Source organism: Parasphingorhabdus sp., from assembly GCF_036568145.1.
In the GTDB taxonomy this organism is placed as follows: Bacteria; Pseudomonadota; Alphaproteobacteria; order Sphingomonadales; family Sphingomonadaceae; genus Parasphingorhabdus.
On sequence record NZ_DATCTC010000010.1, the window covers coordinates 24,620 to 37,793 of the forward strand.

Here is a 13,174-nt window from a genome sequence, read left to right on the forward strand (position 1 = left end):
CAGCGTTTTCAGGCAGCGAGCATGGCCTAGTCATCATTGCTCGCCCGTTTTGGAAACGCTTCACAATTTGTGCCTTGAAGAAGATTTATTTCCCCACAATTGCCGCAACCGCTTCGATACTATCCGCATCAGCCGCAGGTTTATCCCAACGGATTCGATTGATGCGCGGAAATCGCAATGCATAGCCTGATTTATGGCGGGGGCTTTCATGGACGGAATCAAAGGCGACTTCAAAGACCAGCTCTTTTCTGACCTCTTGAACAGGTCCGAAGCGTTCGAGCGTGTTGTTGCGGACCCACCTGTCGATGTCTTTTAGTTCTTCATCTGTGAAACCGAAATAGGCTTTCCCGATCGGCAGGAGTTGCTCTTCGTCTCCCCAAAGTCCGAACGTGTAGTCGGAATAGAATGATGAACGTCTTCCCGTGCCCCGCTGAGCATACATCAGGACGGCATCCAATAGGAATGGATCGCGCTTCCATTTATACCATGCGTGTTTGGGGCGGCCGGCAACATAACGCGACGAACGTGTCTTGATCATCAGTCCTTCGATAATCCCGCTCGTTTCCACTGCTTGTTGGCGCAAGGCATCAAGGTCGGATTTTTCATCAAAAGGCAAAATCTCGGAAAGCGAAAACCGCGTCTTATCCAAAGCAGCCAAAAGCTCTTCCAGCTTTTGCCGGCGAGCATCGAAGCTTTTGCTCTTGATGCTTCCTCCGTCCAGAGACAGCATGTCATAAGCAATGAAATGAGCGGGCAGTCTTTCCATAATGGCTTTGCTGGGTTTCTTTTTGTTCAAACGTTGTTGAAGGTCATTGAACCGGCCGATCTCGCCGCCTGGTTTGACCAACAGTTCTCCGTCCAATACCCCTGTAAAATCACAGGCTGCGATAAGGTCAGGAAAACTGTGCGAGATGTCGTCACCCTTGCGTGAAAAGAGCCTGGTTTCCATCTCATTGGCGGCAATCTGCACCCGTATTCCGTCAAATTTCCATTCGATTGCATGGGTTCCTGGCGTGATACGGGCGAAGTCCTTATCTTCGATGGGATGCGCCAGCATGACAGGGGAATATGTCAAACTACCGGAAATATCAGGAATAGGCGCATCTTCATCTATCCATGCAAAAAGCTCGGTATAAGGCGGCTTTATTGCGTGCCATAGCTCCTCTATAGTATCGAGATTCACGCCTTTCATATTGGCCAATGTGCGTTTGACCGAACGCGCCGACATACCAACCCGAAGGCTCCGCGTGCCAAGTTTTAGTAGTGCCCAGCGCTGCGGAGGAGTCATATTGTCGAGCAGCTCTGCCAGATATTCGCTTATGCCAGCTTTGTCCCTTGCGTGGAATTGCGCAATAACTTCGGACAGTCTGGGCAGCCGGTTCAGAATTTTCGCTTCTGGTGAAGGGCGCCAGGCCAACGCTATAGTTTCTGACAGCTCGCCGACATAATCGCGCGATATGTCAAATAGAAACGGATCCATACGCTCCATCATAAGCTGTTTGATCAGATTGCGTTTGAATAGATCAAAACTCAACGTGCCAGCAATGGCTGCAAGCGCCCACCCGCGGTCGGGGTCAGGGGTCCCACGAAGATAATCAGCCAATAAAGTCTCTTTGGCCTTTGTCGAATTCGTGAAGTAGAGATTATCCAGTAAACGAGAGAATTGCTCCATTAATCAGTCTCCTCATCGCGTCCGATAAGGTTCAACGCTTTGGCATTCACGCCGTGTTGCTCTAACACATATTGCAAGGCTTCTACGCGGCCATGAGTAATCCAGACGTCCGGCGCACCGGTCGCGAGCGCAGTTTCAATCAAGCCATCCCAATCGGCATGGTCCGATACAATAAGCGCCATTTCCGCACGTCTCTGCCGAACGCGTGCCCGAATTTGCATCCACCCGGAGGCCATGGATGGCAGAGGGTCCGGCATTCGGCGCGACCATCGATCAGCCAAAGCGGATGGCGGGCAGAGGATGATCTTTCCGCGCAGAATATCCCGCTCTTTCGCGCTAATCTCTGACACGAGTTGCCACGGGCCAAAATCAAATCCGAATGTCCCGTACAGTTCGATCAGCTTTTTAAGCGCACCGTGAATATAGAATGGATGGGAATAGCCTGCGCTTCGCAGTGCCAGCATGATGCGCTGGCACTTCCCCAGAGCATAAACACCGACCAGATGGGACCGCTCCGGGAAAATTTCCGTTGAACGGATGAGTTTGGTGATCTCCTGTTCCAGAGGAGGATGTTGAAACACTGGCAACGCAAATGTCGCTTCGGTTATGAATACATCGCAAGGAACTATTTCGAATGGCTTGCAGGTCGGATCGGGATGACGTTTGAAATCACCCGAGATAACCACTCTTTGTCCATCATATTCCAGCACAGCTTGAGCGCTGCCCAGGATATGGCCAGCAGGGGCCAACCAGAGAGTGACACCATTGCCAAGGTCTTGCCTGTGCCCGTAATTTAAGGAAACGCCGCCTTCGACGGAAATGTCCGAATAGCGCGTGCGCATTATGGCCAGGGTTTCCGGTGTTGCGAATACGCCGCCATGACCGGATCGGGCATGATCTGCATGGCTATGTGTGATAATGGCCCTGTCAACTGCATCATGGGGATCAATATAGCAATTTGCCGGAGCGCAATAGAGGCCTTCAGGCCTGACATGCATCCATTTTTCTGCTCGGGCATTCATTATAGATCATCCTGCTTTGCGCGACAGAAAGATATTGATGCCAACTGCCAGCCTCATTGATAACCCACAAATCAACGCAACGGTTCCGCTCAGGATCCCAGCTTTGCTAGAAAATTGGTTTGCGCAGCAAAAGTGGCATATTCGGGATTATCAACGTGCGATGGTCGATGCCTATAACAGACGCGAAGACACATTGCTGATTGCGCCGACCGGCGGAGGCAAAACGCTGGCAGGTTTTCTGCCGAGTTTGATTGCTCTGTTTGATAAGCCCGCGAATTCACGCGCTCAGCTAAAGACGCTTTATATCTCTCCGCTTCGTGCTCTGACCAACGATATTGAACGAAATCTTGCGCGTCCCATTCAAGACCTGAACCTGCCCATCACGATAGGCGTACGCACAGGGGATACTAAAACTACAGAGCGGGCCAGGCAGCGTAAAACACCACCTGATTTTTTACTAACAACACCGGAAAGCCTCATGCTTTTGTTGTCCTATGATAATGCGGAAGATTATTTCGCTGATCTGGATGTTGTCATCATTGACGAACTGCATAGCTTTGCCACCGGCAAACGGGGAGATTTCACATCTCTGGCGCTGGCACGGTTAAAAACACTGGCACCAGGTCATGTGCGCTTTGGTTTGTCCGCTACAATTAGCAAACCGGATGAGGCCGCGCGTTGGCTAGGTCCCACAGGATCAGCGGCAATGATATTGGAGGTAAGATCATCCTCTCGCCCAGAGATAAGCGTGCTTGAAACGGATGCCAGGCTGCCTTTGGGTGGACATAGTCCTGTTTATGCAATCAAGCAGATTTACGATGAAATAATATCCTCAAAAAGCGTCATTATTTTTGTCAATACACGCGCGCAGGCAGAGCTTTTATTTCAGCAACTCTGGCGGAAAAATGATCAGAATCTACCCATATTGATATATCATGGGTCTCTATCCCGCGAGAAGCGCCAGAAAACGGAATCCTTTATCGCCACTGGTGCCATGCGGGCTGTTGTATCTACGTCCGCTCTGGAAATGGGGGTGGACTGGGGTGATGTAGACAAAGTTATCCAGGTCGGAGCGCCAAAAGGGGTAAGCCGCCTTTTGCAGAGAATAGGTCGTTCCAACCACCGGATGGATGATCCCTCTCAAGGCATTTTGGTGCCTTGTAATCCACTGGAGGCTGTTGAGTGCGACGTTGCCATAAAAGCGATCGTGCAGGGCCAGCGCGATGGCGAAGATTATCATAGCGGCGCTCTCGATGTTGTGGTGCAATATATTGTCAATCGCAGTTGCGCCGGTCGGTTTAAGAAACGCGAATTATACAATGAAATATGCAGCGCCAATCCTTACAGGAATTTATCGAGGACTGATTTTAATAGCCTCCTGCAATTCGCGCAAAATGGCGGCTATTCTCTCAAAACCTATGAAAGATACCAACGTCTTCAGGCGACATCACGTGGCTATAGAATAGCTAACCGCGAACAGGCGCTGCGTCACCGCATGAACATCGGTACCATCGTAGAAGATGCCAAAATCAAAGTGCGCCGCCTGGCCGGTCCTAAATCGAAGCGCGGACGAATTATTGGCGAGATAGAAGAGCAATTTATCATGAATCTGGTGCTCGGCGACACTTTTGCCTTTGCCGGTGAAGTCCTGCGCTATGAAGGCATTAAGGACAGGGTCTTAGAGGTCAGGCCTGCACCTAAACTAAGGGCCAAGGTCCCCGCTTACTTGGGCGGAATGATGCCGCTGTCATCCTATTTGGCGGACGGTGTCAGACGCGTTCTGGCAGACCCCGAACAATGGGATAATTTGTCGTCTCAAGTGCAATCCTGGCTTGGATGGCAAAATGAATTTTCAGAATTGCCGGAACCGCACGGTATATTAGTCGAAGGCTTTTTTGACAGAGGCGATCATGTAACGGTTTTCCACACATTTGAAGGGCGCAAGGTAAACAATGCTCTGGGTTTTCTACTGACACGGCGCATGGACAAAGCAAATTTTAAACCACTGAATTTTAGTATTACCGATTACGCGCTGACGATCACGACTCTAGAGCCTGTAGATAATGTCGACGCTTTATTGACGACTGATATTGTCGCAGGCGAATTGCAGGACTGGATAGTTGAATCTCCAATGGTCAAGCGCAGCTTTCGCAAGATAGCAACGATATCTGGATTGACAGAACAGCGGCAGCGCGGATCGCAGCGCCCTATGAAACAGATTATATTCAGCACGGATCTCATCTATGATGTTCTTATGAAATACGAACCGGATCATATATTGCTTCGTATTGCACGCGAAGAAGCTGAAAGGGATCTGCTCGATATCCCCCGATTAGCTCACTGGCTCCAGGAAGTAGAGGGTCGAGTTCGTTTTCGTACTCTTCCACATGCCTCCCCCTTATCAATTCCGTCAATGATGCAGCTTGGAAAAGAGAGAGTCCGCGGCAAAGGGGAGGAAGAACTTTTGCGCCTCGCCAGTTATGAAAGCCTGGGCGAGGAGCTACTGGCTCAAGTGGAAAAGACGTTAAGTGCGTAAAAATGTCATTTACGAAAGCAGCGCCGGGCCCATTGTTCTGGATGCGATGAAAGCGGCTTTTTTACCAAGGTCATGGACGTTGTTGGTGGCCGACCTCCATTTCGAAAAGGGGAGCTATTTGCAATCCGTCGGCAATGCACTGCTCCCGGCTTATGATACGGTGGAAACGCTCAGCCGGTTAAACGAGGTGATCGAAACCTATAGGCCTGAACATGTCGTTGCCCTTGGTGACAGTTTTCACGATGTCGGGGTCAGTGAGCGTATCGATTTCCAACATGTCGAGATGCTCAATGACATCATCAGGCAAGTCAGAAAATTCACCTGGATTCTGGGAAATCATGATCCTGATATCCCCCCTGCCCTGGCCGGGGAAAGGGTAGACCATATGGAGGCAGATGGATTTCTTTTAACCCATCTCCCCGTTGACGCTGGCTTGAAACAAACGAATATCTGCGGCCATTTACATCCCAAGGCCAGTGTGACAATCCGGCGCCGGACCCTGACCTACCCGTGCTTCGCATGTAGTGATACAAGGATAATAATGCCCTCATTCGGTGCTTACACCGGCGGCCTTTTTGTCGATAATCCTGCGATCAGAAGGAAACTCGGCGAGCATAAATTTTTTATGTTAACCGCGCCGAGCGGTGTATATCCTATTAGGTCATACGCTGATAGATTACGCGACAGGACATGCGGTGGTTAATGTAGCCTGCGCTCCAGTTCCCGAAGGTATGAGGGGTGAAATTGACCCAGCTACGGAGGCGGACTTCGACGACAAGCCCGCCTGCCAGGATGTAACAATCAGTCAGAAAAGTTTCTAACCGTTACTCGACCCGCAAATTATTTTGCACATGCTTGACGCCGGATACCGAATCTACACAATCTTCAGCTCTGCGTTTCGCAAGTTTGTTCTGTACCGTTCCATCAAGAGTAACTTCACACTCTGTAACAGTTACGCTGATATTCGATGCATCCACGAAAAAATCATCGGTGAGGCGGTCGTTGACGTCTTCAGTAATACGGATGTCAGAACGGGTGTAGTTACTTGGTCCCCGGCCTGCATGACCGTCGCGTATCCTTCGGTTCTGAGCCTCATCGTCGCCGAACCATGAACGAACTTCATCACCAGCTTTCTCAAGGAAGCCGCGATCATCATCCCAGTCATAGCTATCACGCCCGTAATTTGAGTCCCATCCTTGTCGGCCACCATAAAAACCGCCGCCATAACCGCGTCCGCTGTCGTTTCCGTATGCTCGTGATCGATCCGGGTATCTGTCACCTCCCTGGTCGCCTATCGCACGACTACCTTTTCTGACATTTCTGTCTCTTAGCGGGCGATGATATGGATGATCGCCATTTTCCTCGACATGTTCGAAATCATCCTGTCGATAATTTCTGTCGCTACCCTCAGGCTTATAATAGCCTTGCCTAGCACTATTGCTGCGATAGTTATGACCATGAGCATAAGTTACACGATCGTCGCTCCATTTGTCATAATCATCCCGGCTTTGGTCATCCCATCTGCCGGAAGTAAATTCTCTATCGCGGTTTTGAACAGAATTAGGCTCATAATGATTACTGGAAGAGCGGTTATTACCGCGCCCGCGTCTCTTATCTATCTCATTCAGCTGCTTCCGTGGCATCCTTAATCTCCTTTAAGGTTCGGTGACCGGCCGACGCCAATCTTTATGGGAGCAGGAGGCTGCCGTAGCCGGTCAATGTATCGACGAATGAGGTTAGTTAATGTTGCAAATTATTATGCCTCACAGCAAAAAAGCCGAACGATGCACGGTGCGAGCTATCGTTGATCTATATGGCGGTCATACATTCGCGTGAAGCCATTCCGGAACCATTCAATATTCAAAGGGTTGGTTTATTATCATCAATCCAGGAAAGGTATAATCATGGTCGATCTGGAACTTATCACAAAAAATATGGACGTAATAGGTGCCGATGGTGTCCATTTGGGCACCGTTGATGCGGTGGAAGGTGATCGCATAAAGCTTGCCAAGGCTGATAGCGGCTCTCACCCCGATCATCACCATTATATTTCCGCCGGAATGGTTGCGTCCGTCGAACAGAACAAAGTCCGTTTGTCTGCTACCGGCGCCAACGCCGCTCTAATGGAAGAAGAAAAAGATGGACGAGCTATTCACGATGATAAAAACTAGATAATTAGTATTATCGTGAAGGCACGGTCATCATACCGATACCGATGATGAGTGCAAAAGAAGCTATGCGCATTAGCGCAGCTATCCATCTAAGATCATTCCTTGCAATGCTTCTGCACCAAGGGCGTCTAGCTTCTTGAATACGGCGCAGCCGTTCCTCTTGGCTACAGAAATATTTTCCTTGCGTGATGAATACCGCCGCGATTGCTATTGGTAATCAGTTGGGCTCTATCATGCACAACATCGCCATAGAACCCAATCCTAGGTAACTTTCATCTTACACAAATATCATGGCTTCAGCACGACCTTCGTCCACTCGCTCTTGTTCTTCTTGAAGTTCTTATACGCCGTTGGCGCCTGTTCCAGGGGAAGCCGATGGCTGATTAGAAAAGTAGTATCCAGTTCTCCTGACTGGATCTTATCCAGCAAGGGTTTCATATAGCGCTGCACATGCGTTTGGCCGGTCTTTAGCTGCAAACCTTTTTCCATGAGCGCGCCCAGCGGGAATTTATCCGTAAAGCCGCCATATACACCCGGCATCGAAATGCGGCCGCCTTTCCGAACAGCCAATATAGCCTGCTTCAATGCTGATGCCCTGTCCGCCCCTACCCCGATTTTCTGCTTTGCAACGTCCATCATGTTATCAATCGCAAATCCATGTGATTCCATACCAACAGCATCAATCACCGCATCAGGCCCTATGCCGCCCGTCATGGTCATTAAAGCCTCTCGAACGTCTGTTTGGTGAAAGTCAATAATTTCGGCGCCAAGCTGTTTAGCCAGATCAAGTCGACCTTTGTAATGGTCTATCGCAATCACCTTACCCGCGCCCATTGCGAGAGCAGATTGAATAGTAAATAGCCCAACAGGGCCACATCCCCATATGGCGACAATGTCGTCGGCTTCGATATCTGCATTTTCCGCAGCCATCCACCCTGTGGGAAGGATATCGGACAGGAATAATACCTGCTCGTCATCAAGGTCGTCTGGCACCACAATCGGTCCAACATCGCTATAGGGAACCCGGACATATTCCGCCTGCCCGCCGGAATAACCACCGGTCATATGAGAGTAACCAAACAACCCACCCACTGCATGACCATAAGTCGTTGCAGATATATCCTGATTTTCCGCCGGATTGCTATTATCGCACGCTGAATATTGCTGCTTTCCGCAGAAATAACAGGTGCCGCAAGAAATAGTAAAAGGGACAACAACCCGTTGACCCTTCTGCAAGCTGCTCTTGGGACCGGTTTCGACAACCTCGCCCATGAATTCATGGCCAATAATATCGCCCGCTTTCATGGTCGGGATAACTCCATCATACAGATGCAAATCAGAGCCGCAAATAGCGGTGGACGTTACTTTGATCACTGCATCGCGCGGGTTGATGATTTCAGGATCAGCTACAGTATCAACGCGCACATCATGTTTGCCATGCCAGGTTAATGCTCGCATTATCAATCCTCCTCGTTATAGCGTCGCCCGGTGGAAAGTTCTCCTGTTTCCATGAGCATTTTCAGGCGTTTAAGATCATGTCGCGCCTCAATACCCGGTTCTTTTCGAAATGTTTTGGCCACCATACGGCCCAATCGGCCTGCGGGAGGCTGATAGGCAATGGTCGCTTCGACCCAGGTGCCAGAGCCATTAGGCGCGTCTCGAAAAGTTATGCGCCCCTCTGTATCAATCTGTGACCCTTTTACTGACCGCCAACTGATCAATTCATCGGCTATGTCTTCGACAATTTCAGTTTCCACATCGACCGTGGTTCCCGCCGGCGCCTTAATCGTCCAGATTGCACGCCCCTCTGCACCAGTTGGTTGCACCTTTTCTATATTGTCCATAAAGGTGGGAAGGTTCTGGAAATCACGCCAGAAGGCATATATTTCCTCACGTGGCCGATTAATAGTAACCGCTCTTCCAGTAACGTCATATTTTCCGGATTTCCTGCGCGCTGCTTTTCGCGGCGCATCATCATATACAGAGCCGCCCTGTCTATGGCGCATAAAGTAATAAGTACCGCCTGCCACGAGCGCAAATGATGCTATCATAAGCTTTCCGACATTGCTCTTAATGGCATTTCCCGCACTATTCCGATTTTCCAGCATGGGCGCGCCATGCTGGTCAATTTTTGATGATTGCTTCATATCGTCTTCCACCATTTGGGATTTTCGAGGAGCTTCAGTGTTTCTAACCTACGCAGTGGGATAAGAAGTGTTCCAACAATCATAAATTTGAATGATCTTATCGCCTCGATCCGAGGCCGGTGGCCTACAATTTGGGAAGACGCCGTGCGATTGTTGAGGAAACCGCAAATATTTGAACCAAATCCCTTCACCAGGACCTGAGCAGGGGACAGGAAGAGGATCGCCTAAAGAAGTTCCATTCTTCTTCGCTGATAATTAATAAGCCTTGTTGGTCTCTGAATTTCAGCACCTTCCAGTGCCTTGTTAAAGTCCCGTATCGCGCTGATACTAACCTCAAGCCACGGGTCGCGTTGTATGATGTAACCGCCCTCCAGCCCACGTCGTGCCGGTTTGATCAATATTCGGTAGCGGCGGCATTTTCCCTCGAATATCATGTGCCGACCTTAATTCACCGGCCTAAATACCGGCCTAAAAATTATTTTAGGCCGGCCTCCATTTTCTGGCTTCATATATTATACAATAATACAGCTAGTTAGGTGGTGCGCCCGACAGGACTCGAACCTGTGGCCCCCAGATTAGGAATGGACCAAGAACAGTTCCAGAATATCTCTAAGTGTCTATTATAAAAAGATTTATTGATTTCACCCTTCCTATATGTTCTTATTTTGTTCCATAGTATGTCATGCGTTTTGTTACCCAGGGTAACATTTTTCATGGCCAAAAAATGGAAGGAAAATATGGCAAATACAATCCGCCTTACCGACTCAAAAATCAAGTCGCTCACCCCTGCAAAATCCAGCAGGAAAGAGGTTTTGGATGCAGTCGTTCCCGGTCTAAGGGTTAGGATCGGACGATCGGGTGCAAAATCTTTCATCCTGCGAAAACGTATCGGGTCCAAAGTGAAGAATATATCAATCGGAAGATATTGCACAAACTTTGGTTTGGCCGATGCCCGAAAGAAAGCCCGCGCATTACTGGTTGATCTTGAGAATGGAACGCCCCTTCCGAAACCTGACAAAAGCTTAGCACAAATTCAGAAAGGTCGTTTTGCAGAACTGTGGGAACTCTATCTGCAGCGCGAGGTACGTGGATTCAAAAGAAGTGCACGGGAGATTGAACGATATGGCGAACTTTATATTTTACCGGAATTTGGTGACCGTCTCGTACACACAATCACTCGCTCTGAAGTGACCAGGTTCGTGGATAGCGTTCAGTGGCACAATCCGAACAGACCTGTTCCGCGGTCCGCTCTCAGTTGTTTTGCATTTCTGAGCGCCTTCTATACTTGGATGTTACCACAATTCGACAATATCCCTGCCAACCCTTGCCGCGATGCACGCAAACCAAAGATTGGAAAACCGAGAGAGCGTGTCCTGAGCGATCAGGAGGTTAAGGTATTCTGGAAAGCATGCGACAAAATCGGATTTCCGTACGGTGTGGCCTATAAGCTGTTGTTGATGACAGGACAGCGGCGCGGCGAGGTTCTGGACTCCAGCTGGCATGAGTTTGATGGAAACATCTGGACGTTGCCAAGCGAACGCGTGAAAAACAAGCGAACACACATCCTTCCCCTGCCTTCAGCCGTCATGGAAATGATCCATTCAATTCCTCGCCAAGAGGGTGCCACGAAGCTTTTCCCCATAGCCGGGCATCCAGACAAATCGCTCAATAGCTTCAACAAGGGTGCTGCCCATTTGCATAAGGTTATGACTCCGTTGAATAATGGAAACCCGATTGAAGATTTTAGGATACATGATTTGCGCAGAACGGTTGCCACGGGAATGCAGCGGCTTGGAATTCCCATTGCTGTCACCGAAGCAGTTCTCAATCATGTAAGCGGCAGTATGTCGGGCATAGCGTCCGTTTATCAACGTCACGATTATCTCAACGAGAAGCATGAAGCGCTGAAGGCTTGGAATCAGCTATTAAATTCCATCGTAGAAGTCTAATTTCTTGGACCCGGCAACTTTTAATCAGTAGGTCGCTGGTTCGAACCCAGCAGGGCTCACCATAATAAGTTGAAAATAAACGATTTTCTGACAGAATGATATTCGAAGTTGCACTATTTGCAACTTGGGTAGCATTTTGGGTAGCAAATGGAAGAAATTCCAATATTCAAAGAACTGATGATGGACCAGTTCTTTCAAAGGTAGGGAATACAACAGCGTTGATTGCTAAACCAACGAACCATCCAACCCAAAACAGTGATACAAAACAGTGATAAATGTTAAAACGATTTCTGGTAGCGGTGCCTGCTACCATTTCTCGTCGCGAGTAAACTCGACTGCGGTCGCGTCAAGATCTTTCGCCAATTGATTGAACTCACGATATGCTCCAAGGCGCTCTAGACCATCAAGTCGCTGATCGCCGGAAAGGCGGTCCATGCGGGTTCGAATTAGCGCCGCCACAATTTTCAATGTTGCTGGATCTGGCTTGGACATAGTTGCGTTGTATCACGATTCAAATTGCGATGCGAACAAGAGCTTTAGGTGTTCAGCGAAACAACACCAGAGGGCAGACGAATAAGATGTGTCATGGTAATCTTTTTTTCTGAGAGCCCGATCCGAAAGTAGTTGAGCAATACCAGGATGTTGTGATTCAGTCCGTTTTTGCGAAGAGATGGAGTGAACGATGACATGGACTGGTATTGCCCGGCGTGAGCATAGCCGGGAAGGCTACCAATCGACGGCAGGCGTCATGCTCGCGGCAAATAGCGACGATCCTGGTATCGAGCTTGGATAGCCGCGCATCAACGTCGCGCAATTGATCCAGCAATTCAGAAAATAGAAAGTAAGCGAGTTCGGATAATTCTGTCTCTGCAACCGCCGCCGGAGCCTGATCACGAAAGCGCCAAGCACCTTTAGGCAACGCCACGCCATATTCGGCAAGTAGCCCGCGTGTATGGTTGATCAGCGATGTGCGCTGAGTGATCAATCGCTCCCGTACACGATGCAGCGATTGCAAGTCCTGCTGTTCGGTCGTCTTTACAGGCGCGAAATGGACTTGTAACGGTTTCGTGCCGGTCACCGATCTCATTATGCCACCTTGGCTTCGAACGCCAGTGTGTCCCCCGTCAGCATTCAATAGACAGATTGGCTGCATAAAATAGGTGAGTGTTTTGGTTTCATCGCAGTGACTGTAAGGAACGAAGATGAAAGCAAAACACTCAAAAGCCCCCGCGCAAGCGGTGGTCAAAGATATCCGCAGAGCAACGCGTAAACAGTATAGCGCGGAAGAGAAGATACGGATCGTGCTGGAAGGGCTGCGCGGCGAGGATAGTATCGCCGAGCTATGCCGCCGTGAAGGTATTGCGCAGGGCGTGTATTACAAATGGTCGAAGGATTTTATGGAAGCCGGCAAGCGTAGGCTCGCTGGCGATACGGCGCGCGCTGCCAATAGCGATGAGGTCCGTGATCTTCGTAAGGAAGCCCGCGATCTGAAAGAAGTGGTTGCCGAACAGATGCTCGAGATGCGCCTGCTGAAAAAACGTATGGCCCGCCTCTTTGCAAGAGTAGATTTATTGATAGCAATCGCACGGTCTGCGTAAACGTATGCGGCATATCGATCATCTGATCGTCGCCAAGATGGATATTCGCGCGGCCCGGTCCTCATAAGCATGTCGGCTT

The 13,174-nt window shown here is 49.5% G+C and carries 11 protein-coding genes and 2 pseudogenes; 6 read left to right on the forward strand and 7 right to left on the reverse strand.

The annotated features are described in order from the left end of the window. Positions 1-85 precede the first annotated feature (85 nt). Complete coding sequence (locus VIN76_RS02260; RefSeq protein ID WP_332040194.1) at positions 86-1,672, reverse strand: cisplatin damage response ATP-dependent DNA ligase; 1,587 nt, start codon at positions 1,670-1,672, stop codon at positions 86-88. Beyond that, entirely contained in the window at positions 1,672-2,694 is a 1,023-nt protein-coding gene (locus tag VIN76_RS02265) for a ligase-associated DNA damage response exonuclease (protein ID WP_332040195.1), read from the reverse strand. The genes VIN76_RS02260 and VIN76_RS02265 overlap by 1 nt, the downstream gene beginning before the upstream one ends. A gap of 37 nt (positions 2,695-2,731) precedes the next feature. On the opposite strand from VIN76_RS02265, the gene VIN76_RS02270 reads away from it, so the two are divergent. Next, a complete protein-coding gene (locus tag VIN76_RS02270; RefSeq protein ID WP_332040196.1) occupies positions 2,732-5,230 on the forward strand; it encodes a ligase-associated DNA damage response DEXH box helicase in 2,499 nt (832 codons plus the stop codon). Beyond that, complete coding sequence (pdeM, locus tag VIN76_RS02275) at positions 5,223-5,933, forward strand: ligase-associated DNA damage response endonuclease PdeM (RefSeq protein WP_332040197.1); 711 nt, start codon at positions 5,223-5,225, stop codon at positions 5,931-5,933. Before VIN76_RS02270 ends, pdeM begins: the two co-directional genes overlap by 8 nt. 121 nt (positions 5,934-6,054) lie before the next feature. On the opposite strand, the gene VIN76_RS02280 is transcribed toward pdeM, so the two are convergent. Then, complete coding sequence (locus VIN76_RS02280) at positions 6,055-6,873, reverse strand: BON domain-containing protein (protein ID WP_332040198.1); 819 nt, start codon at positions 6,871-6,873, stop codon at positions 6,055-6,057. 261 nt (positions 6,874-7,134) lie between these two features. Between VIN76_RS02280 and VIN76_RS02285 the strand changes: the two genes are divergently transcribed. Continuing rightward, entirely contained in the window at positions 7,135-7,401 is a 267-nt protein-coding gene (locus tag VIN76_RS02285; RefSeq protein ID WP_332040199.1) for a DUF2171 domain-containing protein, read from the forward strand. A gap of 288 nt (positions 7,402-7,689) precedes the next feature. Here VIN76_RS02285 and VIN76_RS02290 read toward each other — a convergent pair whose 3' ends face one another. Then, complete coding sequence (locus tag VIN76_RS02290) at positions 7,690-8,859, reverse strand: zinc-dependent alcohol dehydrogenase (protein ID WP_332040200.1); 1,170 nt, start codon at positions 8,857-8,859, stop codon at positions 7,690-7,692. A 2-nt stretch (positions 8,860-8,861) separates the two neighbouring features. Then, positions 8,862-9,548 carry an SRPBCC family protein gene (locus VIN76_RS02295; RefSeq protein ID WP_332040201.1) on the reverse strand — a complete coding sequence of 229 codons (687 nt, stop codon included), beginning with the start codon at positions 9,546-9,548 and terminating at the stop codon, positions 8,862-8,864. A 713-nt stretch (positions 9,549-10,261) separates the two neighbouring features. On the opposite strand from VIN76_RS02295, the gene VIN76_RS02300 reads away from it, so the two are divergent. Beyond that, complete coding sequence (locus VIN76_RS02300; RefSeq protein WP_332040202.1) at positions 10,262-11,497, forward strand: tyrosine-type recombinase/integrase; 1,236 nt, start codon at positions 10,262-10,264, stop codon at positions 11,495-11,497. Positions 11,498-11,592: 95 nt separating this feature from the next. Further along, positions 11,593-11,769, forward strand: a complete 177-nt coding sequence (locus tag VIN76_RS02305) for a hypothetical protein (protein WP_332040203.1) — start codon at positions 11,593-11,595, stop codon at positions 11,767-11,769. A gap of 34 nt (positions 11,770-11,803) precedes the next feature. Here the strand turns inward: VIN76_RS02305 and VIN76_RS02310 are convergent, their stop codons facing one another. Together VIN76_RS02310 and VIN76_RS02315 are read right to left on the reverse strand one after the other, a co-directional pair. Beyond that, on the reverse strand, positions 11,804-11,989 hold the full coding sequence (locus VIN76_RS02310) for a hypothetical protein (protein ID WP_332040204.1): 186 nt from the start codon (positions 11,987-11,989) through the stop codon (positions 11,804-11,806). Between the two features lie 426 nt (positions 11,990-12,415). Then, positions 12,416-12,533: pseudogene (locus VIN76_RS02315) on the reverse strand (IS110 family transposase); the annotation flags it as partial. 166 nt (positions 12,534-12,699) lie between these two features. Here VIN76_RS02315 and VIN76_RS02320 point away from each other — a divergent pair. Continuing rightward, positions 12,700-13,047 (forward strand): annotated as a pseudogene (locus VIN76_RS02320) (transposase); the annotation flags it as partial. Positions 13,048-13,174: the final 127 nt, after the last annotated feature.